The organism is Nonomuraea terrae (genome assembly GCF_004348995.1).
In the GTDB taxonomy this organism is placed as follows: domain Bacteria; phylum Actinomycetota; class Actinomycetes; order Streptosporangiales; family Streptosporangiaceae; genus Nonomuraea; species Nonomuraea terrae.
Genome location: NZ_SMKQ01000073.1, coordinates 13,238 through 36,645, shown reverse-complemented (window position 1 = coordinate 36,645; position 23,408 = coordinate 13,238). Strand labels below are relative to the sequence as shown.

At 70.5% G+C, this 23,408-nt stretch carries 21 protein-coding genes; 1 reads left to right on the top strand and 20 read right to left on the bottom strand.

Going from position 1 to position 23,408, the window contains the following annotated elements; genetic code table 11:
- Nucleotides 1-53: 53 nt before the first annotated feature.
- From E1286_RS23115 to E1286_RS23020, 19 genes are all read right to left on the bottom strand, one after another.
- Nucleotides 54-800, bottom strand: coding sequence for a metallophosphoesterase family protein (locus E1286_RS23115; RefSeq protein ID WP_132615525.1), 747 nt, complete (start codon nucleotides 798-800; stop codon nucleotides 54-56).
- Nucleotides 801-1,212: 412 nt separating this feature from the next.
- Nucleotides 1,213-1,446 (bottom strand): hypothetical protein, encoded by a 234-nt coding sequence (locus E1286_RS23110; RefSeq protein ID WP_187368203.1) that lies wholly within the window; start codon nucleotides 1,444-1,446, stop codon nucleotides 1,213-1,215.
- Between the two features lie 529 nt (nucleotides 1,447-1,975).
- On the bottom strand, nucleotides 1,976-4,531 hold the full coding sequence (locus E1286_RS23105) for a phenylalanine--tRNA ligase subunit beta (RefSeq protein WP_132615524.1): 2,556 nt from the start codon (nucleotides 4,529-4,531) through the stop codon (nucleotides 1,976-1,978).
- Complete coding sequence (gene pheS / locus E1286_RS23100; protein WP_246075057.1) at nucleotides 4,531-5,571, bottom strand: phenylalanine--tRNA ligase subunit alpha; 1,041 nt, start codon at nucleotides 5,569-5,571, stop codon at nucleotides 4,531-4,533. The genes E1286_RS23105 and pheS overlap by 1 nt, the downstream gene beginning before the upstream one ends.
- A 130-nt stretch (nucleotides 5,572-5,701) precedes the next feature.
- The gene (locus E1286_RS23095; protein WP_132615522.1) at nucleotides 5,702-6,793 is read right to left on the bottom strand and encodes a sensor histidine kinase; all 1,092 of its coding nucleotides are present in this window, start codon (nucleotides 6,791-6,793) and stop codon (nucleotides 5,702-5,704) included.
- A gap of 50 nt (nucleotides 6,794-6,843) precedes the next feature.
- Nucleotides 6,844-7,647 carry a TrmH family RNA methyltransferase gene (locus E1286_RS23090; RefSeq protein WP_132615521.1) on the bottom strand — a complete coding sequence of 268 codons (804 nt, stop codon included), beginning with the start codon at nucleotides 7,645-7,647 and terminating at the stop codon, nucleotides 6,844-6,846.
- A gap of 85 nt (nucleotides 7,648-7,732) precedes the next feature.
- Nucleotides 7,733-8,116 carry a 50S ribosomal protein L20 gene (rplT, locus tag E1286_RS23085; protein ID WP_111184321.1) on the bottom strand — a complete coding sequence of 128 codons (384 nt, stop codon included), beginning with the start codon at nucleotides 8,114-8,116 and terminating at the stop codon, nucleotides 7,733-7,735.
- A gap of 24 nt (nucleotides 8,117-8,140) precedes the next feature.
- Entirely contained in the window at nucleotides 8,141-8,335 is a 195-nt protein-coding gene (gene rpmI / locus E1286_RS23080) for a 50S ribosomal protein L35 (protein ID WP_132615520.1), read from the bottom strand.
- Nucleotides 8,336-8,457: 122 nt separating this feature from the next.
- Entirely contained in the window at nucleotides 8,458-9,135 is a 678-nt protein-coding gene (gene infC, locus E1286_RS23075; protein ID WP_246075056.1) for a translation initiation factor IF-3, read from the bottom strand.
- Between the two features lie 233 nt (nucleotides 9,136-9,368).
- Complete coding sequence (locus E1286_RS23070; protein WP_132615519.1) at nucleotides 9,369-10,214, bottom strand: shikimate dehydrogenase; 846 nt, start codon at nucleotides 10,212-10,214, stop codon at nucleotides 9,369-9,371.
- 70 nt (nucleotides 10,215-10,284) lie between these two features.
- Nucleotides 10,285-11,442 carry an endolytic transglycosylase MltG gene (gene mltG, locus E1286_RS23065; RefSeq protein WP_132615518.1) on the bottom strand — a complete coding sequence of 386 codons (1,158 nt, stop codon included), beginning with the start codon at nucleotides 11,440-11,442 and terminating at the stop codon, nucleotides 10,285-10,287.
- Between the two features lie 211 nt (nucleotides 11,443-11,653).
- Nucleotides 11,654-12,658: an endolytic transglycosylase MltG gene (gene mltG, locus E1286_RS23060; protein ID WP_246075055.1), complete on the bottom strand. Its 1,005-nt coding sequence runs from the start codon at nucleotides 12,656-12,658 to the stop codon at nucleotides 11,654-11,656.
- An 832-nt stretch (nucleotides 12,659-13,490) separates the two neighbouring features.
- Complete coding sequence (ruvX, locus tag E1286_RS23055; RefSeq protein ID WP_132615517.1) at nucleotides 13,491-13,970, bottom strand: Holliday junction resolvase RuvX; 480 nt, start codon at nucleotides 13,968-13,970, stop codon at nucleotides 13,491-13,493.
- Between the two features lies 1 nt (nucleotide 13,971).
- Complete coding sequence (alaS, locus tag E1286_RS23050; RefSeq protein ID WP_132615516.1) at nucleotides 13,972-16,644, bottom strand: alanine--tRNA ligase; 2,673 nt, start codon at nucleotides 16,642-16,644, stop codon at nucleotides 13,972-13,974.
- A gap of 22 nt (nucleotides 16,645-16,666) precedes the next feature.
- A complete protein-coding gene (locus E1286_RS23045) occupies nucleotides 16,667-16,843 on the bottom strand; it encodes a hypothetical protein (protein ID WP_246075054.1) in 177 nt (58 codons plus the stop codon).
- Nucleotides 16,844-16,893: 50 nt separating this feature from the next.
- Nucleotides 16,894-17,283: a DUF948 domain-containing protein gene (locus E1286_RS23040; protein WP_132615515.1), complete on the bottom strand. Its 390-nt coding sequence runs from the start codon at nucleotides 17,281-17,283 to the stop codon at nucleotides 16,894-16,896.
- 85 nt (nucleotides 17,284-17,368) lie between these two features.
- The gene (locus E1286_RS23035) at nucleotides 17,369-18,208 is read right to left on the bottom strand and encodes an oxygenase MpaB family protein (RefSeq protein ID WP_165969863.1); all 840 of its coding nucleotides are present in this window, start codon (nucleotides 18,206-18,208) and stop codon (nucleotides 17,369-17,371) included.
- Between the two features lie 478 nt (nucleotides 18,209-18,686).
- Nucleotides 18,687-19,928, bottom strand: coding sequence for a replication-associated recombination protein A (locus E1286_RS23025; protein WP_484213916.1), 1,242 nt, complete (start codon nucleotides 19,926-19,928; stop codon nucleotides 18,687-18,689).
- A gap of 100 nt (nucleotides 19,929-20,028) precedes the next feature.
- Nucleotides 20,029-20,511: a DUF2231 domain-containing protein gene (locus tag E1286_RS23020; RefSeq protein ID WP_132615512.1), complete on the bottom strand. Its 483-nt coding sequence runs from the start codon at nucleotides 20,509-20,511 to the stop codon at nucleotides 20,029-20,031.
- Nucleotides 20,512-20,680: 169 nt separating this feature from the next.
- Between E1286_RS23020 and E1286_RS23015 the strand changes: the two genes are divergently transcribed.
- A complete protein-coding gene (locus E1286_RS23015; protein ID WP_132615511.1) occupies nucleotides 20,681-21,592 on the top strand; it encodes a peptidylprolyl isomerase in 912 nt (303 codons plus the stop codon).
- A gap of 70 nt (nucleotides 21,593-21,662) precedes the next feature.
- Here E1286_RS23015 and aspS read toward each other — a convergent pair whose 3' ends face one another.
- Nucleotides 21,663-23,396: an aspartate--tRNA ligase gene (gene aspS / locus E1286_RS23010; RefSeq protein ID WP_132615510.1), complete on the bottom strand. Its 1,734-nt coding sequence runs from the start codon at nucleotides 23,394-23,396 to the stop codon at nucleotides 21,663-21,665.
- Nucleotides 23,397-23,408 lie beyond the last annotated feature (12 nt).

The following is a 23,408-nucleotide window of genomic DNA, read 5'->3' as shown; positions in this document are numbered from 1 at the left end:
CGGAACAACCACCCGCAACACCAACGGACCAGCCGTCACCCGGGCCGGACCGCCTACCCGGCCCGCCCCTCCGCCAGCGCGAACGCCCGCAGCGCCGCAGCATCCGAGTGAACGGTGGTCACGTAGGACTCCACCCACTCCCCGATCTCATCGAACCCACTCCCGGCGAGCAGCCGCTCCCCCACCCGCGTGGCATCGAGCGGCGTCGAGCGCAGGGTGACCGCGCCGGTCTCCCCGTCGAGCAGCGCCCAGTGCGCGCCGCCTCTCCCGTACGGCATCCCGACGGAACCCGGGTTGACCGCCAGCACCCGGTCGGCCAGCCGGGCGAACGGCATGTGGGTGTTGCCCAGCACCACCGTGTCGGCATCCTCCCCGGCCAGCACCTCGGCCCACCGCTCGAGGGAGCTGTCGACGAGGATCATCTCCTCGTCGCTACGCGGCGTGGCGTGCACGAACAGCACCGTGCCGAGCCGGCCCAGCTCCAGCACCCGCCGATCGGGCAACGCGGCCAGCAACTCGACCTGGTCGGGACGCAACCGCTGCGCCGCCCACTGCGAGATCGCGTACGCGCTGGGCTTCCCGCGGACCGCCTCCACCAGCTCGCGGTCGGCGTTGCCGTTGACCCAAACGGCCCGCTCGCCCAGCTCGACCAGCGCGTCGAGCGTCTCGACCGGCATCGGCCCGGCCGCCATGTCGCCAGTGAGCAGGATGCGGTCGGCGGCGGCCACCTCGGGCTCGGCCAGCACGGCTTCGAGGGCGGGCAGCGCCCCATGGATGTCGGACAGCACGGCGACTCGCATGTCTTCACCCTTCCACCTACCACCGCCCATCCAGGCCGTTGTTCGCGCCCGATGAACGCTGTTCGCCACCGACGAACCCACCCCGCGCCAAACAACGCACTCTTCCCAGAACCAGGCGAAACTCTTCACACACAACAAGTCGCCTCAAACGAAGGGGGCCCATGCATACGCAGCAGGCCCCCGCCACACAAACCAGGGCGATCACCACACCGATGGGTTTCTGGGTGGAGTGCGGAGCCCCTCGCCACACCATGCGTGTGGCCTGCCCACCGGCAGCAGGCGGTCTTCTTCTCAGGGACCAAGCTTCCCAGGGGCCAAGGGCTCTCAGGGGCCAAGGGCTCTCAGGAACCAGGCTTCTCACGAAAACAGGCGACGATCCCCCTCTCCCGGATCAGAGCCGGCGCCGCTTGCGTCAGCCGGACTCCCGCCAGCCTTCGTACCGCTCCACCAGCTCGTCCACCTTGGTCAGCCGGCTCTCGTCCAACCCTTCGACGACGACCAGCCATTGGGCGTCCTCCGCGTCGTCCTCCCCGGCCAGCGTCTCGCGCACCACCCGCGGCTCACCGAGCTCGGGAAACCACTCGCCCAGCGTCTCGGCGACCTTTTCGGCGTCATCCCGTTCACCGAACACCAACAGCTGCCTCATGCGGCCGATTCTCCCGAGTCGAGCCTGTCTGTCTCAACTTCGCCACCGATCCGCATGCGTGTATGCCTGTTCACGTCGCGTGAGCGCAAGAGATTGGCAGCGCTGCGACATGACCATGGCTGCCGAAGCGGCGATCACCAAGATGACGCCTCACCACTCGCTCCCTGACTGGGTGTTCCCCCGCCCGAGGGCTTCGTCGCGGGAGATCCCGATCGCATTCCGAATCTGTCTGCGCACAGAGAGTTGATCGATGGAAGCTTGGTGTTCGTAGGTCCCAGCGACACTTCCATGGTCGGTTATCTTCGGACTTCACGTTTCACTCGACGAGCTTGTGCCAGCAGGCCACGAAGTGATTCAGGAGATGAGCGTCAAGCTTGGCCCTCAGCAGCGTCCTGGGCCTGACCTCATCGTTGTGGGCCCCAATGCGGTCATCGGTCACGAGGTCAGCTTCTTCGAGGCCAAGGTGTACGTCCCCCAAACCCGATAGGGCCGGCGAGGCGTTCCGCCGCACCGGCCCTCACTCCTCGGGTCAGCCGCTCCGGAGCTGCGCTCCCACCCGGTCGGCCGCCAGCGCCACCGCCGCGTCGCGCGCCGCCGTCGTCTCCTCGACCGTCAGCGTACGGTCACCCGCCCGGAACCGCATGGTGTAGGCGAGCGACTTGTTCCCCTCGCCCACCTGCTCCCCGGTGTACACGTCGAACAGCCGGATCGACTCCAGCAGCTCACCGGCCCCGTCGCGCAGCGCGGCCTCCACGTCGGCCACCGGCGTGAAGTCGGGCACGACCAGCGCGACGTCCTGCGTGGCCACCGGGTAGGCCGACACCGCGGGGGTCTCGACCGGGCCGGGCATGACCGCCTCCAGCCGCGACAGCTCCAGCTCCATCGCCACCGTACGCGGCGGCAGCCCGTACGCCTCGATGACCCGCGGATGCAGCTCGCCGGCGTGCCCCACCAGCGTGTCGCCCACGTAGAGGGCGGCGCACCGGCCGGGGTGCCAGGGCTCGTGCTGGTCGGCGCTGACGGACAGCTCCACCCGGGACTCACCCGCGACCAGGCGCGCGGCCTGCACCGCGTCGGCCCATGAGGCCGCGCGGCCCGCGCCCCACCAGCCGGACCGTTCGAACTCCCCGGCCAGCACCGCCGCGACCCGCAGCGGCTGGTCGGGCAGCGCCGCCTCGATCGAGGCCAGCTCCTCGGCGGTCGGCCGGCGCTCGACGCCGAGCACCGGCGCCACCACGGGCGCGCCCTCACGCGGCCGGTAGACCGGCCCCATCTCGAACAGCGCCACGTCGGAGAAGCCACGCCCGACGTTGCGCACCAGGGTCCTGAGCAACCCCGGCAGCAGCGTCGTGCGCATCAGCGGCTCGTCTTCCGACAGCGGGTTGGCCAGCCGCATGGCCACGCGCCGCGCGTCCTCGGCGGGCAGCAGCAGCCGGTCGAAGTCGGCGGGGCTGATGAACGGGTAGCTCAGCACCTCGACGTAGCCGCCCTCGGCCAGCGCCCGGCCGACCCTGCGGCGCAGCCGCTGCCCCTCGGTGAGCCCGGCGCCCGCGGGGGCGGAGGGCAGCACCGACGGCAGGCTCTCGTAGCCCTCCAGCCGGATGACCTCTTCGGCCAGGTCGTTGGGGTCGGTGAGGTCGGGCCGCCACGACGGCGGCGTCACCGTGATCATGTCGTCGCCGGTGACGGCCAGCTTGGCGGCCAGCGCGCCGCCGGTCACCACGCCGGTCGGGTCGACGCCGCCCTGCCGCACGGCCGGGTCGGCGCCGTCGGTGACGACGCACCCGATCTGCTCCAGCCGCGCCACCACGGTCTCCTTCGGGTACGGCACGCCCGCCACGACTCCCGGGTAGCCCGCCGGGATCGCGATGCGCGCGGGCGACACCTCGGCCTCGGCGTGGGTGACACCCGGGTGCACGGTCGCGCCGCCCAGTTCGGCCAGCATCCGCACGGCCTTGTAGGAGGCGACGAGCGGCAGCTCGCGGTCGACGCCCCGCTCGAACCGCTTGGAGGCCTCGGAGACCAGCCCGTGCCGGCGCGACTCGCGCGAGATGCCGGTCGCGGAGAAGTGGGCCGCCTCGATGACGATGTCGGTCGAGGAGCCGGAGATCTCGGTCTCCAGACCGCCCATCGTTCCGGCCAGCGAGATCGGCCCCGACTGGTCGGTGATGAGGATGTCGTCGGGGTCGAGCTCGCGCACCACGTGGTCGAGCGTCTCCAGCCGCTCACCGGCCGCGGCCCGCCGTACGACGATCTCGCCGGTGAGCCTCTCCCGGTCGAACGCGTGCAGCGGCTGCCCGAGCTCCAGCATCAGGTAGTTGGTGACGTCGACGGCCGGCGACACGGGACGCATGCCGGCCCGCATGAGACGTACGCGCATCCACAGCGGCGTCTCGACGGCCGGGTCGAAACCGGTCACCTCGCGCAGCACGAACCGGTCGCACGCCGCCGGGTCGCCGATGGAGGCCGGCCAGGCCGGCTCGGTCGCGGCGGGCAGCTCGACGTCGGCGGGGTCGCGGAAGGCCACCCCGAACGCCGTCGCCGCCTCGCGCGCCACGCCCCTGATCGACAGGGCGTAGCCGATGTCGGGCGTGATCTCCAGCTCGATCACGTCCTCGCGCAGCTGCAGCAGCTCGACCACGTCGGTGCCGATGGGCGTGCCGGCGGGCAGCACCATGATGCCGTTGTGGTCGTCGCCCAGTCCGAGCTCGCGCTCGGAGCAGATCATGCCCTCGGACATGCGCCCGTACGTCTTGCGCGCCCCGACCGCGAAGCCGCCGGGCAGCACGCCGCCGGGCAGCACGACGGGAACGCGGTCGCCGACGGCGAAGTTCGTGGCGCCGCAGACGATCATTCGCGGCTCGGCCTCGCCCGTCTCGACCTTGCAGTGCCGGATCGGCTTCTTGAAGCCGGTCAGCTCCTCGATCTCGAGGACCTCGCCGACGACGACGTTCTTGACGTCGTGGCCGTACGAGGTGATCGACTCTAGCTTGAGCCCGGCCGCGGTGAGCTTGTCGGCCACCTCGTGGGCGGTGACCGCCGGGAGATCGGCGTACTCCCGCAGCCAGGAAAGCGGGACCTTCATCAGATCTCCATTCCGAACGGGAGGGTGAAGCGCACGTCGCCCTCGACCATGTCACGCATGTCCTCGGCGTTGTGGCGGAACATGAGCGTCCGCTCGATGCCCATGCCGAACGCGAACCCGGAGTAGCGCGACGGGTCGATGCCGCACGCGATCAGCACGCGCGGGTTGACCATGCCGCAGCCGCCCCACTCGATCCAGCCCTCCGACTTGCACGTGCGGCAGGGCGGGTTGCCGGGGACGGCCGAGGCGCCGCGGCAGACGAAGCACTTCAGGTCCATCTCGGCGGACGGCTCGGTGAACGGGAAGTAGTTGGGCCGGAACCGGGTCGTGATGCCCTTGCCGAACATCACCTCCGCGAACCGGTCGAGCGTGCCCTTGAGGTGGGCCATCGTCAGGCCCTCGTCGACGGCCAGCCCCTCGGTCTGGTGGAAGACCGGGGTGTGGGTGGCGTCGAGCTCGTCGGTGCGGAAGGTCTTGCCCGGCGAGATCACGTAGACCGGCAGCTCGCGCTGCAGCAGCGCCCGGACCTGCACCGGCGAGGTCTGCGTGCGCAGCACCATGCCGGACTCGGTGGACCCGACGAAGAACGTGTCGTGCTCGCTGCGGGCGGGGTGATCCTTGGCGATGTTGAGCGCGTCGAAGTTGAACCACTCGCCTTCGAGGTCGGGCCCCTCGGCCACCTCGTATCCCATGGCGACGAACGCGTCGGCGATGCGCTCCTGCAGCGTGGTCAGCGGGTGGCGGGCGCCACGCGGGCGGCGGTCCCACGGCAGGGTGACGTCGACGGTCTCCTCGACGAGCACCCGGGCGTCGCGCTCGGCCTCCAGCTCGGCCTGGCGGGCGGCCAGCGCCTCGTTGATCGCCTTGCGCGCGGCGCCGACGCGCTTGCCGGCCTCGGCGCGGGCGGCCGGCGGCAGCGCGCCGATCTCGCGGTTGGCCAGGGCGATGGGCGAGCGGTCACCCGCGTGCGCCAGCCTGGCCTGCTTGAGTGCGTCGAGGTCGCCGGCCGCCTTGATCGCAGCGATGGCGTCGGCCTCCATGCGCGACACCTCGTCGGCATGCAACGGTGTCACCTCGACGGGGTCGTAGTCAGACAAGAGTGAGCTCCGTATCCAGGGCTTGAGCGGAAAAGAGTCTAGTGGGGCCCGCCCACCGGGGCCGACTCGCTCACTACGGGGTGGCGAAGTCGGGTGTGCCGGTGGGCACGGTAAATCGGAACTCCGCCCCGCCCTCGGGCGCGCGCTGCACGATGATCGTGCCGCCGTGCGCCTCGACCAGGCCCTTGACGATGAACAGGCCGAGCCCGGTGCCGCCACGGCGACGGCTGTTGCCGCCCCGCCAGAACTGCCGGAAGACACGCGGAGCCAGCTCGGGCTCGATGCCCTCGCCCTCGTCGCGCACCGACACGGCCACTCCCCATCCGACGGACTCGATCTCTATGGTCACGGTGCCGCGCCCGTGGCGCACCGCGTTCTCCACCAGGTTACCCAGGATCTGGTCGATCTTGTCCTGGTCGAGCCACGTCTCGGGCAGGTCCTCGCCGACGACGAGGCGGAAGCGCTGCTCCGGCTCGCCGGCCGCAACCCGGCCGGCGATGAGCCGGCGCGCCCGCGCGGGCAGGTCGACGACCTGGCGGCGCACCTCCAGCCGGCCGGACTCGATGCGGGAGACGTCGAGCAGCTCGGTGATGAGCCGGGTGACGCGGTCGGCGTCGTTGTTGACGGTCTCGAGCATGACCAGCTTCTGCTCTTCGGTGAAGCGTGACCACTTGGCCAGCAGCGTCGCGGTGAACCCCTTGACGCTGGTGAGCGGCGATCGCAGCTCGTGGGCCACGGTGGAGACCAGGTCGGCGCGGCTGCGCTCCAGCCGGGCGCGGGCGCCGCCGTCGCGCAGGGTGATCGTGACGCGCTCGACCTCGCCGCCGCGCTCGGGCTCGCGCATGAGCCGGGCCGCGACGTAGAGCTCCTGGCCGCCCGGCAGGTGCAGCGGCCGCTCCGGCACCCGGATGCGGGTACGCAGCCCGCCCTCGGGGTCGAGCGCCTTCCACCAGTCGCGGCCGTCGTGGTCGCGGAACGGGAAGACGTCGCTCATGTGCCTGCCGACCGCGCGCTCCATCGTGACGCCGGTGAGGCGGACGGCGGCGCGGTTGACGGCCAGCACACAGCCGTAACGGTCGGCCACGATGAGGCCGTCGGGAAGGTCGTCGATGGCTATCGTGCACGAGGCGGCCACCAGCCGCCCCTCGCCGTCTGCGCCGTGCACGACCCCGCCTCCTCCGCCTACAACGCCGACAATAGCGGGTTTCCGGCCGCCTAGGGCACCCGCTGCGCCCGGGCCGAGGAGTAAAGGCATACCGCCGCGGCGGTGGCCAGGTTCAGGCTTTCGGCCTGTCCGTAGATGGGCACGCGCACCACATCGTCCGCCTCGGCGAGTATCTCCTCCGGAAGCCCCCAGGCCTCGTTGCCGAAGATCCACGCTGTCGGTCCCGAAAGATCGACATCGTCGAGCGTGTGCTTGCCCGCGCCGTCGGCAGCCAGCACGCGCAGCCCCCGCTCCCTGAGTTGACGCACGGCGACCCCGACCGGTGCACCGATGACGACGGGCAGATGGAAAAGACTTCCCGCGCTCGCGCGCACGCACTTGCCGTTGTACGGGTCTACTGAGGCGTCGGTGAAGACCACCGTGTCGGCGCCGGCGGCGTCGGCCGCCCGCAGCACCGTGCCGGCGTTGCCGGGGTCGCGCACGTGCGCGAGCATCGCGACCAGCCGCGGCTTCCCCTTCAGGCCCTCCTCCAGCGGCACGTGGAGGAGCCGGCAGACGGCCAGCAGCCCCTGCGGGGTCACGGTCTGCGACAGCTCCGACATGACCTCGCCGCTGGCGCGGTGGACGGGCACGCCCTTGAGCGTGGCTTCGGTGATGAGCTCGGGGTGGCGCAGCTCGGCCTCGGCCGTGCTGAACAGCTCCAGTGTCACGCCGTCGAGCTTGAGCGCCTCGCGCACCGCCTGCGGCCCCTCGGCCAGGAACCGGCGGTCCTGCTCACGGAAGGCACGCTTCGTGAGCCGCCGGGCCGCCTTGACCCGCGGCGATCTCACGTTGGTCAGCTCGGACCCGGCCATCAGATCAACTCCCCGTCTCCCCCAGTCGTACAGACAGCGAAGGGCCCACCGGCATCGGTGGGCCCTTCCGTTAAGGCAATGTGCTTCAGCTCGCGGCCGGAGCGTTCACGTTCGCCGGCAGCGCCTTCTTGGCGGCCTCGACGAGCGTGGCGAAAGTCTGGCTGTCGTTGACCGCGAGGTCGGCCAGGATCTTACGGTCGACCTCGATGTTGGCCAGGCGCAGACCCTGGATGAGACGGTTGTACGTCATGCCGTTCTGCCTGGCGGCGGCGTTGATGCGCTGAATCCACAGACGACGGAAAGCACCCTTGCGGTCCTTGCGGTCCCGGTAGGCATACGTCATCGAGTGGAGCATCTGCTCCTTGGCCTTGCGGTAGAGCCGCGACCGCTGACCGCGGTAACCGGCGGCCCGTTCCAGAACGACCTTGCGCTTCTTCTTGGCGTTGAGCGCCCGCTTCACGCGTGCCATGTTTCTTCTCCCCGGGGGTTCGCGCTACTTGGCGAGCAGCTTCTTGATCTTCTTGGAATCGGCGTCGGAAAGGACGACTTCGTTCTTGAGACGGCGCGTCAGCGTGGACGACTTCCACTCGTTGTAGTGCGCGCGGTTGGCACGGCGACGCTTGAGCTTGCCGGTGCCGGTGAGCCGGAACCGCTTCTTCGCACCGCTGTGCGTCTTCATCTTCGGCATGTCGCCGTCTCTCCTCGTTTGGTCGTGCCGGTGGCCGGGCCGGTGGTGGCCGACCCGGTCGCGGCGTCCTACGTCTGCCGGTGGCTGCTGGGGCTGCTGTCAAGGCTAACCCCAACTCCGGGTCACGCTTCCTGTGCGGAAGGCTCCTCGTCGCCACGCTGCGCCTTGGCTGCGGCCTTTTCGGCCTTGGCCTCGGCTTTCTTCTTGTGCGGACCGATCACCATGATCATGTTACGGCCGTCCTGCTTGGCGTGGGACTCCACGAAGCCGAGCTCCTGGACGTCCTCCGCCAGCCGCTGCAGCAGCCGGAAGCCGAGCTCCGGCCGGGACTGCTCGCGTCCGCGGAACATGATCGTGACTTTGACCTTGTCTCCGGCCTTCAGGAACCGCACCACGTGACCCTTCTTGGTCTCGTAGTCGTGCGGGTCGATCTTCGGCCGGAGCTTGATCTCCTTGATGATCGTGTGCGCCTGATTCTTGCGCGCCTCGCGCGCCTTCATCGCGGACTCGTACTTGAACTTGCCGTAGTCCATGAGCTTGCACACGGGCGGTCGAGCCGTGGCCGCGACCTCGACGAGGTCGAGGTCGGCCTCCTGGGCGAGCTTGAGAGCATCGTGAATCGAGACGATGCCCACCTGCTCGCCGTTCGGGCCCACGAGGCGAACCTCGGGAACTCGGATACGCTCGTTGATGCGGGGCTCAGTGCTGATGGGGCCTCCTAGGTTTGCGATCCCTACGTGCTCGTCGTACTGGGGCTTTACGCGTTCCCTCGAATGCGAAAAGCCCCGCACGTCGCGCATGCGGGGCCACTGAGCTCTGTGGCTTAGCGGCCTCGAGCTCCCCGGAGAGTCCGGCGTGATCCTGGACCCGGCCACCTTTCGGCGACTCGGGTGGGAGGGAGACCTCCGCTTGCGCGTCCAGCAAACATGCCGGACCGATCAGAGAGCTACACTACCACAACCACGGCAGGCGTTCGATTCATCCCGAGCGGGGTCACTTCCGGGACACGCCCTCGCAAAGGGTTCGCCAGCTCTCACGACAGAGCCGTTCGGCGGCGCAGTTCGGCCTCCCCCGCCTCCCGCATGGCCTCCACCGGCACACCGGCCTGGCCGGTCATCAGCTCCACCTGCCGCACCGCCTGGTGCAGCAGCATCTCGAAGCCCCCGATCACCGTGCCGCCCGCTGCCTGGACGGCCGAGGCCGCCCGGGTCGGCCACGGCGCGTAGATCACGTCGAACAGCGCCGGCACGCACGCCAGCCGATCGGCGAAGGCGTCGGCAGCCCCGCCCGGCAGCGTCGAGACCACGAGGTCGACTCCCGTGAACGCGTCGAGCTTGTCGAACGTCTCCACCGCCAGCGCCACGCCGAGCCGCTCGGCCACCCGCGCGGTCTCCCCCGCCCGCGCGGAATCGCGTACGAGCAGCGTCGCGGAGTACAGGCCCAGGTTGCGCAGCGCCGCCAGCGCGGAGGCCGCCGTGGCGCCGCCGCCCAGCACGGCCGCCGAGCGCGGCGCCGGCACCCCGGCCTCGGCCAGGGCGCGCTCGATGCCGTAGACGTCGGTGTTGTCGCCGTGTCGCCTCCCGTCGCGGAAGATCACGGTGTTGGCCCCGCCGACCTCGACGGCCGGCTCGGAGACCGTGTCGAGCAGCGGCAGCACGGCACGTTTGAGCGGCATGGTGAGCGACAGCCCGGCCCACACGTCGTCGCCGGGCTCACCCCTGACCGGCCGCAACGCCTCCAGCATGCCGACCAGCCCCGCCTCGTCGCACTCGAACGCCTCGTAGCTCCACGCGTCGAGGCCCATCGCGCGGTAGGCCGCCCTGTGCAGGCAGGGCGAGAGCGAATGGCCGATGGGCGACCCCACCACCGCAGCGCGCATCCCCACTCCTTCCGAACAGGACGACCCTATCGCCGTCCGTCCGGCGCTCGGACGGACGGCGATCCCGGGATCAGCCGCCGCAGCCGCCGTTCGCCTTGCACTCGGCCACCAGGGCCTGACGCTCGGTCTCAGTGGTGGCGAACTTGGTGACATTGCTCTTCTCGTCGGTGGCGACGAAGAACAGCCAGTCGCCGTCGGCCGGGTTGAGCGCCGCCTCGATGGCGTGGTCACCGGGATTGGAGATCGGGCCGGGCGGCAGCCCATGGCGCCTGTAGGTGTTGTACGGGGACTTGCTCTCCAGCTCGGCATGGGTCGCGTAGGTGCGGAACTTGCCGAGCGCGTACATCACCGTGCTGTCCATCGACAGCGTCATCGGCGGGTCGTGGTCCAGCCGGTTGTAGATGACGCGGGCGATCTTCGACATGTCCTCGACGCGCCCGGCCTCGGCCTGGATGATGCTGGCGATGGTCATGATCTCGTGCGGGGTGTGCCCGAGCGCCTTGGCGCCCTCCTCGAGCTCCATGCTCTTCGCGGTCTGCCGGTATCGCTCGACCATCGCCGCGAGCATCTGCTTCGGGGTGGTCTTCGGCTGGAACTCGTACGTGGCGGGGAAGGCGTAGCCCTCGAGCCTGCCCTTGGCGTACGACGGGAGGTCGAGGCCCTCGGAGTCCTTGGCCGCGGCCTGGAACTCCTTGATCGGTTTGCCGGTCTTCTCCGCCAGCTTGGGCAACATCTGGGACAGCCGCAGACCTTCCGCGATCGTCACGGTGGCGAGCAGGCGGTTGTCGGGGTTGAGCAGGCCCACCGCGGCGGCGGCCGACATCCGCTTGCGCATCTTGTACTCGCCGGGCTGCAGCTTGTCGCTCATGTTGGCGTTGCCGACGGCGTTGGTGAACGCCCTCGCGCTGGCCACGACGCCCTGCTGCTCCAGCTCCAGTGCCACGTCGGAGGCGCTCTGGCCGTCCTTGATCTCGATGACGACCTCGCCGGCGCCCTGGCCGGTGAAGTCGTCGGGCACGAGAGCGTCGTTGATCCACCGGTAGCCGTAGTATCCGCCGCTGCCGATGATCCCGGCCAGCACGACGAAGGCGAGCAGCGGCGCCAGGAACCGGCCCCTGCCGCGGCGCCGGCGCCGCCTGCGGGATGTGCGTCTACCGCCCCGGGCGCCGGACCGGGTGGACCCGTCGTCCTCGGCGCCGAGCAGCGTGTTGAGGTCGAGATCGTTCATAGGTGCGCTGGCCAATCTCCCGGTGCCGCCCGCCGGACGTCAAGCGGAACTGCCCAACCGGCTGGGGTCACCGAGCGGAACTGGGGGGTCCGCCGGGCATGCTCCCACGACCAGCGGAGATCACTCTGGGTAGCCATGCTAGGGGACGAAAAGAGGACGTATGCCCCTTTTGAGGGGTCTCGTACCGGAACGAGAGGAAGGTCAGCGAACATCAGTTCGTCCCGAGGTTCTTGTTCAGCTCTTCCCGGTATCTCACGAACTCGCTCTCTTTGTCGGTGAATTTGGTGATTCTATGCGCAGGATCCGTCGTTACAAACCAATACCAATCACCTTTGGCAGGGTTCAGGGCGGCTATCAGGGCCTTCTCCCCGGGATTCGCGATGGGTCCCGGAGGCAGTCCCTTGCGGCGATACGTGTTGTAGGGAGAGCTCACCTTGGTGTCGCTCTCCGTGACCTTCAGAGTGCGGCGGTTCTGCGCGTACAGGACGGTGCTGTCGATCTCCAGCGGGGCGTCCTTGGCCAGGCGGTTGTAGATCACCCTGGAGATCTTCGGGTAGTCCTCGTCGGTGCCGCCCTCCGCCTGGATGAGGCTGGCCACCGTGACGGCCTCGAGCGGGTCCAGCTTCACCTGCTTCGCCTTCTCCTCCAGGCCCACGTGGCGCGCCGCCTGGGTGAAGCGCTCGACCATCGCGGCCAGCACGTCGACCGCCGTGTCGCCGGGCTCGATCTCGTACGTGGCCGGGAACAGGAAGCCTTCCAGGCCCCGGGCGTACTCGGGCAGGCCGACCAGCTCCTTGTCGACGCTCTGGAGCTCCTTGAGCGGGATGCCGGCCTGCTTCGCGACGCGGGCGAACACCTCGGAGACCCGTAGCCCCTCGGGCACCGTGACCCGCTTCACCACCCGGGAGGCGGGCGCGAGCAGCAGGTCGAGCGCCGCCGTGGCGGCCATGCCCTTGCGCAGTCGGTAGTGGCCCGGCCGCAGCCGGTCACTCACGGCGCGGTCCTCCGTCGCCCGGACGAACGACTCGGCGCTCGCCACGACCCCCGCTTCCTCCAGCGTGGAGCCGATGGCCGCCGCACTGGACCCGGGCGCGATGCGCACCGTCACGGCGGCGCTGCCCGTCCCCTCGAAGTCATCAGGACTCAGGTACGGCTTCAGCAGCGCCACCGCCCCCGCACCGATCACCAGCACCCCGGCAACCAGCCCGGCGGACAACAGCCCCGCCTTTCGCAGCGCCCGCCTCCGACGAGCCGCCCCCTGGACTTCGCGACTCTCAGGAGACGCCCCCCGCCGGGAACCGCCGAAACGCCCGCCACCCTCGTGACGGCCGTAGTCCCCCGAGTCGTCGAACGACGCCCCGGCCTGGGACCCCCCGGACCGCCTGCCGCCTTCGGAAGCTCGCCCACCATCTTCCGCCACAGTGCGCCGGACAGTCTCCGGCCGCCCACCGCCGCCGGCCGACCGCTCAGGGCGACCCACCTGCTCAGCGGCGCCCTTCAGCCCAGCACCGCCAGCCTGACCAGCACCGCTTGGCGATCGCTCAGCGTCGCCCGTCTGGTCGGGACTGCCTATCGCTTGCTCAGCATCGCCCGGCTGATCGGTGCCGCCTGCCGCCTGCCCGGGATCGCCCGGCTGATCGGGGCCGCCTGCCGCCTGCCCGGGGTGGGCACCGCCCAAGTCCCCGCGTCCGGCGTGACTGGGGGCCCCGCCAGGTTGCTCGGCACTCACCGCCTCATCGGGCGGCATGGCCGGGTGCTGAGCACCCGGCGCTCGTTCACTGCGCGCCGGGCAGTCCACGCCCTCGGGCCGCACGTCACCCTCCGGCTCCAGGCCGCGCGTGCGGTCGGTAGCCTCCGCCGCCGCGGCAGCGGTGCCGTCGGGCGGCTCTCCCGTGCCGGTGGTGCCGTCAGGCGGGGACGCCGCGTCGGGCGTGGCGTCGTCCCGCTGGAACGGGATCATGTCGCCGAGGTCGTCGTTCTCAGGAGTCCTGGTCACGCGACCACCCCGCCGGCGAGCCGGGCCGGTGCCCGGAACCTGTGCCGCCCGCTCATGAGGCAGGTCCGTCGGCCGCGGTGGGCGGTTCGACGGGCCTGCCTGGTGGTCTTTCTGTGGCACGTTCGGAGTCGAGGGCGTCCTGCAGCAGCACGACCGCGGCCGCCTGATCGACGACGCCCTTCTGCTTCTTGGCGCGTACGCCGCTGGCCCGCAGGCCGTGCTGCGCCGCGACCGTGGTGAGCCGTTCGTCGAACAGCCGCACGGGCGTCGGCGCCAGCCGCGCGGCCAGCTTGGTGGCGAACTCGCGCGCCAGCCCGGCCGCCTGGCCCTCACGCCCGGACAGCGAGGTGGGCAGCCCCACCACGACCTCGATCGCCTCGTGCTCGGCGACGATCGCGGCGATGCGGTCGAGGTCGCCCTTGCCCCGCCTGACAGTCTCCACCGGTGTGGCCAGCAGGCCCGACGGGTCACTGCGGGCCACACCGATGCGTACGGAACCGACGTCGACGCCGATCCGCGAACCGAACCTCATGTCAGCCGAGCTGCCCCGCGACGGCCTCCTCAACCAGGCGCAGCGCGTCGCCGATCGCCTCCGGTCGTGAGCCGCCACCCTGCGCGACGTCGTCCTTGCCGCCACCGCCACCCCCAAGAGCCTTGGCGGCGACGCCGACCAGCTGCCCGGCCTTGAGCCCCCGCTCGCGCCCCGCCTCGTTGACCGCGGCAACCACCACGGGCCGGTCGGAGGGGGCACCGGCGATCACGACGACCGCCGGCCGGTCGGCCGGGAACCTGCCACGCACGTCAAGCGCGAGCTTACGCAGGTCGTCGGCACCGGTTCCATCAGGCGCGCGGTGTGTCACGACGGAGACGCCCCGCAGGTCGCGGGCCTGGGAGACGACATCGCCGGCCACCTGGAGCACCTGGGCCGAGCGGACCTTCTCCAGCTCCTTCTCGGCCGTGCGCAGCCGGGTGACGATGCCCTCGATGCGCTCGGGCAGCTCCTCGCGGCGGGCCTTGAGCTGCTCGGTGAGCTGGGCGACGAGCACGCTCTCACGCGCCAGGAAGCGGAAGGCGTCGATGCCGACGAGCGCCTCCACGCGGCGCACGCCCGCGCCGACCGACTGCTCGCCCAGCACCTTGACCAGGCCGAGCTGGCCGGAGCTGTGGACGTGGGTGCCGCCGCACAACTCGCGGGAGTAGTCGCCGATCTCGACGACGCGGACCTCGTCGCCGTACTTCTCGCCGAACATCGCGAGGGCGCCCATCGCCCGGGCCTCCGCCTGCGAGGTGTAGAAGGCGTTGACCTGGAGGTCGTTGATGAGCACGGCGTTGACTTCGTCCTCGACGTCGCGCAGCACGCTCGCCGGCACCGCTCCCGCCGCGGTGAAGTCGAAGCGGAAGCGACCCGGGGAGTTCTCCGAGCCGGCTTGCGCCGCCGTCTCGCCGAGCGCGTTCTTGAAGCCGCGGTGGACGAGGTGGGTGGCGCTGTGGCTGCGCGAGATCGCGCGGCGGCGCTCGATGTCGATCTCGGCCTGCGCCTCGTCGCCGACCCTGAGCTCGCCGATGCGGATCTTGCCGCGGTGGACGACGAGCCCGGGCAGCGGCTGCTGCACGTCGAGGATGTCGACCTCGGCGCCGCTGGTGCGGATGACACCCTGGTCGGCGAGCTGGCCACCGCCCTCGGCGTAGAACGGCGTGCGCTGGAGCACCACCTCGACGGTGGAGCCCTCGCCCGCCACCGGCACCGACGCGCCGTCGACGAGGATGCCGACCACGCTGGTGTCGGCCTCGGTCTGGTCGTAGCCGAGGAACTCGACCTTCCCGGCGCTCTCCAGCAGGTGGCCGAAGACGGAGATGTCGGCGTTGCCGGTCTTCTTCGCCGCCGCGTCGGCCTTGGCCGCCGCCTTCTGCTCCTTCATCAGGCGGCGGAAGCCCTCTTCGTCGACCTTGAGCCCCTGCTCGGCCGCCATCTCCAGCGTGAGGTCGATGGGGAAGCCGTAGGTGTCGTGGAGCTTGAACGCCTGGTCGCCGGAGAGCGTCGTGCCGGACTTGCGCTTGGTCTCCTCCACCGCCACGTCGAAGATCGCCGTACCGGTGCGGAGCGTGCCGAGGAAGCTCGCCTCCTCCGCGTCGATGATCCCGTGGATCTGTGGCGCGTCGACCTTGAGCTGAGGGTACTGCTCACCCATGACGTTGATCGCGACGTCGGTCAGCTCGTGCATGTAGCGGTCGTCGCCGGAGCCGAGCATGCGCAGGTTGCGCACGGAGCGGCGCAGGATGCGGCGCAGGACGTAGCCGCGGCCCTCGTTGCCGGGCAGGACGCCGTCGGCCACCAGCATCGTGCCGGTGCGGACATGGTCGGCGACCACGCGCAGGCTGACGTCGGCGCGGCTGTCGCGGCCGTAGCGGGTCTTGGTGAGCTCTGCCGCCTTGTCAAGGATCTTGTACGTGGTGTCGATCTCGTAGATGTTGTCGACGCCCTGCAGGATGGCCGCCATGCGCTCCAGGCCCATGCCGGTGTCGATGTTCTTCGCCGGCAGCTCGCCCGCCACGTCGAAGTCGACCTTGGACCGGACGGTGCTGAGCTGGTACTGCATGAAGACGAGGTTCCACACCTCGAGGTAGCGGTCCTCGTCGGCGACGGGGCCGCCCTCCTTGCCGTATTCGGCACCGCGGTCGTAGTAGATCTCCGAGCAGGGGCCGCCGGGGCCGGGCACGCCCATGTGCCAGTAGTTGTCCTCGAGGCCGCGGCGCTGGATGCGCTCCTCGGGCAGGCCGACCTTGTTGCGCCAGATGTCGTAGGCCTCGTCGTCGTCGAGGTAGACCGTCGCCCACAGCTTGTCCTCGGGGAAGCCGAAGCCTCCGTCGGCCTCGGAGCGGGTGAGCAGCTCCCACGCGAACGGGATCGCCTCGGACTTGAAGTAGTCGCCGAAGGAGAAGTTGCCGAGCATCTGGAAGAACGTCGCGTGCCGCGTGGTCTTGCCGACCTCGTCGATGTCGGGCGTGCGGACGCACTTCTGCGCTGTGGTCAGCCTGGACGCCGGAGGCTTGCGCTGCCCCAGGAAGTACGGCTTGAACGGCACCATACCGGCAGGAACCAGGAGAAGCGTGGGGTCCTCAGCGATCAGGCTGGCCGAGGGCACTACCTTGTGCCCACGCTCCTCGAAGAAGCGCAGGAAGCGGCGGGCGATCTCTGCCGACTCCATGGTGGCCATCCTTTGCGTTTAGTCAGTTGTGGTTTTCAGGGTTGCCGAGCTCGAAGCGGGCTCGCAACTCCGTTTCGCGCTCCGCGGCCTCGCCGAGCACGTCGTGGGTAAAGTCTCTCACCTGCTGGAGCATGCCCGTCGCGCGGTGGGCCGCCCGGCGGGCGACGTGGTCGGGCTGCAGCGCCTGCAGTCTGCGCACCACCCACAGGGTAAGGAACGCTCCCAGTGACAGGTAGAACAGCCGCCTGATCACCGCGGCCTCCCCGCCCGGACCGGGCGCGGCCTGGTCGTACGGCGGGCCTCGATGGCCCTGCGCACGCCGTGGCCCAGCGCGGACACCTTGATCAGCGGGCCGGTGAAGATGGTCTGCGTCACACCGCTGAGCCTGGCCGCGTGGCTGGTGACCTGCTTGACGTCCTTGGCGATGGCCTCGACGGCGACCAGCTGCCGATTGGTCTCGTTGACCGTGACGCTCACGTCGTCGAGCAGTGGCCTGAGGCGCTCGTTGAGGTCGGAGACCGCCTTGGTGGTCTCGGTGAGCAGCCTGGCGAGCCTGACGAGCACCATGGCCATCACGCAGACCAGGACTATCCAGCCCGTGGCCGCGATCAGCCCGGCGACCTCTCCAGCGGTAAGCATCCGCGCATCTCCCTCGTACGCTGGGCCGGAACGGCAAGACCCTATCGCGTTCGGGTGACAACGTTAGTGCGGAAACCCACCCGGATCAGGCAGCCACGTCGGCCCCGGCCGCGTCGGCGGCCGGCCGCATGAGGGCGCGCGCGGCCCTGACCTCGGGCGCCACCAGCCGCTCCGGCATCGCGGCCGCCGCCCGGCGCAGCGCCTTCAGCACCGCGCCGGCGGCGTGCTCGGCGGCCGCGTCGCCGCTGTGGCCGTACATCTCGCGGGCCCAGCCCGGCAGGGTCGCGTACGCCAGCGCACCGGCGGCGGTGTGCGAGCGGAGCGCGGGCCGGAGCGACGGTCGCGGGGTCATGCCGCGGCGCAGGGCGTCGCGGGCCTCGGGCGTGGCGGCCAGGCGGGGGCGCATGTCGTCGAGGCAGGCGGCCAGCTCGGCGGTGTCGCCGGGCACGTCGCGCAGGCCGACGAGCCGGGCGCTGAGGCGCTGCTCGGCCACGTACGCGTCCTGCTCGGCGGGGGTGAGCGGCAGGCCGGCGCGCAGGGCGATCTCCAGGTACGAGGAGACCTCCGCGCAGTGGACCCAGCGCAGGTTCTCCTCGTCGTGCACGCGGAACAGGGTGCCGGTGTCGGGGTCGAGGCCGACGAGGCGGGCCTGCGCCCGGCGCACCCGTTCGGCGGCCTGCTCCGCTTGCTCAAGGGTGCCGAACGTGCGCACCGTGACGAAGTCCTGCACGCGGCGCAGTCTGGCGCGGGCCTCCTCGGGGTCGTCCAGGAGGAAGTTCTGGGCGATGCCGCGGATGGTGCGAGGGTGCAGGGCCTGGAGCTGGAAGGCGCGTACGGCGGCCGTCGGACCGAGCGGCTCGGTGTGGACGCGCCAGGTGATCGACCGGGGCCCGAACAGGCCGCCGTGGGGAGTAACGGTCACCATCACAAGGCCCTGATTCCCCAAGATCGCCAATTTAGTACGAATTCCAGAGCTTTCTTCGGCTATATCCGCGTTCATGCCCATACTCACGCAGACGTAGGGACGCGTTCACTCGGCACGCAGGCGTAGGCGCGGACCGGGGCGCGGGACACGCCCGTGAGACGCGGAGGCGGCGCGGAGAACAGCGCGCCGGTCGGAGGACGAAGTCGTCGTGCGCGCCCGTGTCCAGCAGGACCGCATGACCGCGTACGTCGAAGGCCGCCAGCGCACCGACGTCGATCGCACGCGCGGTCGCACCGGCCACCCGCACCACGACGGCGGGCAGATCCACACTCCGGGACATGACGCGCAAACCTACCGCCGACGCCGAGGTAGCCGAGCGAGCGCCGGGTACGGGAGACCGCCACACCACCGCGCCCGATGCCGGGGGACCGGCGGGGGCGGGCGAGAAAGCCTCCGGAGCAGGAGGCCGGGAGGTGGGTCAGGAGCCGCGGAGGAAGTCGCGGATCCGGGACCAGCGGTCGGCCACCGGTGCCTCGGCGCCGTGGCGGGTCGGCTCGTAATAGCGCCGCTCGCGCACCTGTTCGGGCGCGTACTCCTGGCGGACCAGGCCGTGGTCGAAGTCGTGGGGGTATCTGTAGTCGTCGCCGTGGCCGAGCTTGGCCGCGCCCGGGTAGTGGGCGTCGCGCAGATGCTGGGGCACCTGGCCGATGAGCCCCTTGCGTACGTCGCCGATCGCGGCCCCGATGGCCTTGACCACGGCGTTGGACTTGGGCGCCAGCGCGCAGTGGATGACGGCGTGCGCCAGGTTGATCTGTCCCTCGGGCAGCCCGATGAGCTGCACGGCCTGCGCCGCGGCCACCGCCGTCTGCAGGCACGCCGGGTCGGCCATGCCGACGTCTTCCGAGGCGAAGATGACGATGCGGCGGGCGATGAAGCGCGGGTCCTCCCCCGCCTCGATCATGCGGGCCAGGTAGTGGAGCGCGGCGTCGGCGTCGGAGCCGCGCATCGACTTGATGAACGCGCTGATCACGTCGTAGTGCTGGTCGCCCTGCCGGTCGTAGCGTACGGCGGCCTTGTCGACGGCCTTCTCGACCACCTCGACGGTGATGTCGTCGGCCAGCAGCGCCGCCGCCTCGAGGTACGTCAGCGACCGGCGCGCGTCGCCGCCGGCCAGGCGTACGAGATGGTCGAGGGCCTGGGGGGCCAGCGTGGCGCGACCGCCGAGGCCGCGCGGGTCGGACACGGCCCGCTCCAGCACCGCGCGCACGTCGTCGTCGGACAGGGACTCCAGCGTGAGCAGCAGCGAGCGCGACAGCAGCGGCGAGATGACCGAGAAGAACGGGTTTTCCGTGGTGGCGCCGATGAACGTGACCCAGCGGTTCTCCACGGCGGGCAGCAGGGCGTCCTGCTGGGCCTTGTTGAAGCGGTGCACCTCGTCGACGAACAGCACGGTCTGGCGGCCGGTCATGCCGAGCTCGCGGCGGGCGTTGTCGATGGCGGCCCGCACGTCCTTGACGCCGGCGGACACGGCGGAGATCTCGACGAAGCGGCGCTTGGTGACGTTGGAGACGACGTAGGCGAGCGTGGTCTTGCCGGTGCCGGGCGGGCCCCACAGGAACAGCGACATGGGAGCCTCGCTCTCGACCAGGCGCCGCAGCGGGGTGCCCGGACCGAGCAGGTGACGCTGGCCGATCACCTCGTCGAGCGTGCGGGGGCGCATCCGCACCGCGAGCGGCTGCGGCGTGGCCTCCTCGGCCGCGCTATCGAACAGGCTGTCCACAACGCGAGATTACACGCTGCGCCGGGCCCGGCGGCCCCGGTCACATCCCCCACACGGCCCTCGCACCGCTGTCGCCGGCCTGGAAGACGAAGTAGCCCGCGACGACCGCCAGCACGACCGTCAGCGCCGTCAGGACGAGCGTGACAGGACGGCCGAAACGGTCGCGGCCGACGGAGGCGCGGGCCGGGCTGGTGGCGTACACGAGCAGAAGCGCGGCGACGGTGAGCCCGAGCACCGACAGCAGCAGCGGGGTGGCGAAGCTCTCGTGGGCGGAGATGCGGGTGGCCAGTTCGCCCTCGGCCGAGCCGAAGCGGGCCTCCTTGAGGCTCTCGCCGCTCTGCCTGGCCGCGAAGACGGCCCCGGGGGCGGCCAGGGAGAGCAGCACCAGCGCCCAGGCCGTGTTCGCCCGCCAGCGGGGCAGCAGCGCGTAGACGACCGCGACGCCGACCAGCAGCGGGGTCAGCACCACGGCGAAGTGAATGATCAAAGGGTGGGCCGGCAGGCCGAGGATCTCGTCGAACATGCTCTCTCCTTAGTGCTCATTTCAACTACGCATGGGAGCACGATATGGTTCGCGACCTCAGCAGTCAGACCGCACGGCTTTCGTCACTTACGTCCGTCACATATCGGGGGCCGGTAGCATTCGCGGAGTTGTTTACGTCATGCGTTGGTAAAAGCGAAGGGACATAGCGGTGAGCGGCGACGACCGCCAGAACGAAGAAGACCGCCAGAGCGAGCTGGCGCGGGCGCACAAGGAACGGCAGGCCAAGCGGGCCGCCGAGCAGACCGGCAATGCCAGGCGGAACACCTTCATCGGCGCGGGCGTGGCCGTGGTGCTGGTGGCCGGAGGCATCTTCGCCGCGACCACCCTGGTCAACAGGGACGCGGTGCCGGAGCCGGTCGCGGCCGACAGCAGCGCCTCGCCCTCGGCGAGCGCCTCCACGGGGGTCCTGCCCGATCCGTCTCCCAGCCCGACGAGGACGGGACCGGTGTCCTGCACGTACAAGCGGGACGACACGGTGCCCAACAAGTTCGTCGGGCTGCCTCCCAAGAAGCCGAACATGAAGTGGAAGAAGATGACGATCGCCCTCAACCAGGGCACCGTCGTCGTCGACCTCATGACCGACGCCGCGCCGTGCGCGATCAACTCGATCAACTTCCTGTCGAAGAAGAAGTTCTACGACGACATGAAGTGCCACCGCCTGGTCACGCCCGACGTGTCCGGCGTGCACATGCTGCAGTGCGGTGACCCGCAGGCCAAGGCCGACGGCAAGAACCCGACCGACGGCCAGGGCACGGCCGGCTACGTCTACGGCGACGAGAACATCGACATCCCGCTCGGCAAGGGCGTCGTCTTCATGACGCAGCCGGGTGAGGCGGCCGGCCAGAACAACAGCCAGTTCGCCTTCTCCCTCTCGGACGAGAACCTGCAGATCGGCGCGGGCTACTCGGTGATCGGCATGGTCAGCGAAGGCATGGACACCCTGCTCGGGCTGGCCAGGAGCGGCCAGGACCTGATCGTCAACGAGGCCGACATCACCGGCGACGGCGGCACCACGGCGCCCAAGAACCCGGTGATCATCAAGAAGATCACCTTCTCCTGAGCCTGACGGCGCGGAACGGAAAACGCGGAGGGCGGGCGTCACACGACGCCCGCCCTCCGCGTTCTGGGTCCTACTGCTGCTTGGGCGCGGCGTCGACGCCGGCCTCCTTGCGCTGGTCGGCCGTGATCGGCGTGGGCGCGCCCGTGAGCGGGTCGAAGCCGGAGGCCGTCTTCGGGAACGCGATCACGTCGCGGATCGACTCGCCGCCGGACAGCAGCATGCAGATCCGGTCCCAGCCGTAGGCGATGCCGCCGTGCGGGGGCGGGCCGTACTTGAACGCCTCGAGCAGGAAGCCGAACTTGCTCTCCGCCTCCTCCTTGGAGATGCCGAGCACGTCGAACACGCGCTGCTGCATCTCGGCCCGGTGGATACGGATCGAGCCGCCGCCGATCTCCATGCCGTTGCAGACCATGTCGTACGCGTACGCCAGGGCCTCGCCCGGGTGGTCCTGGAAGTTGTCGGCCCACTCCGGCTTCGGCCCGGTGAACGGGTGGTGCACGGCCGTCCAGCCGCCCTCGCCGTCCTCCTCGAACATGGGCGCGTCGACGACCCACAGGAACGACCACTGCGACTCGTCGATCAGCCCGCAGCGCCGCCCGATCTCCAGGCGGGCCGCGCCGAGCAGGTCGCGGGAGGCGTGCTTGGCGCCGGCGGCGAAGAAGACCGCGTCGCCGGGCTCGGCCCCGACCTTGGCGGCCAGGCCCGACAGCTCCTGCTCCGACAGGTTCTTCGCGACCGGGCCGCCGAGCGTGCCGTCCTCCTGCACGAGCACGTACGCCAGGCCCTTGGCCCCGCGCGCACGGGCCCACTCCTGCCAGCCGTCGAGCTCCTTGCGGGTCTGCGAGGCGCCGCCGGGCATGACCACGGCGCCCACGTAGTCGGCCTGGAAGACGCGGAACGACGTGTTGGCGAAGTAGTCGGTCATCTCGACCAGCTCCTGGCCGAAGCGCAGGTCGGGCTTGTCGGAGCCGTAGCGGGCCATGGCGTCGGCGTACGTCATGCGCGGCAGCGGAGTCGGCAGCTCGTAGCCGACGATCTCCTTCCACAACCGCGCGATCAGCGTCTCGCCGACCGTGATGACGTCCTCCTGGTCGACGAAGGACATCTCGACGTCGATCTGGGTGAACTCCGGCTGCCGGTCGGCCCGCAGGTCCTCGTCGCGGTAGCACTTGGCGAGCTGGTAGTAGCGCTCCAGGCCGGCGACCTGGAGGAGCTGCTTGAACAGCTGGGGCGACTGCGGCAGCGCGTACCAGTTGCCGGGCTGCAGGCGCACCGGCACCAGGAAGTCGCGCGCGCCCTCGGGCGTGGAGCGGGTCAGCGTGGGCGTCTCGACGTAGACGAAGCCGAGCTCGTGCATCACCTCGTTGGCCAGGTAGGTGGCCTTGGAACGGGTGCGCATCGCGTGGGCCACCTGCTGGCGGCGGATGTCGAGGTAGCGGTACTTCAGCCGCGCCTCCTCCGACACCCCCACGTTGCCCTCGATCGGGAACGGCAGCGGCGCCGACTCGCTGAGCACCTGGACCTGGTCGGCCACCACCTCGATCGCGCCGGTCGGCAGGTCGGGGTTCTCGTTGCCCTCGGGCCGCACCCTGACCTGGCCGACGACCTGCACGCAGTACTCGGCGCGCAGGTCGTGGGCGTGGTCCTCCTCGCGGAAGACCACCTGCGCCGAGCCGGAGGCGTCGCGCAGGTCGATGAAGACGACGCCGCCGTGGTCACGGCGGCGCGCCACCCATCCCGCGAGCGTCACCTGCTGCCCGGCGTGCTCCTCACGGAGCGACCCGGCCATATGCGTGCGGATCACTGCACTTTCCCT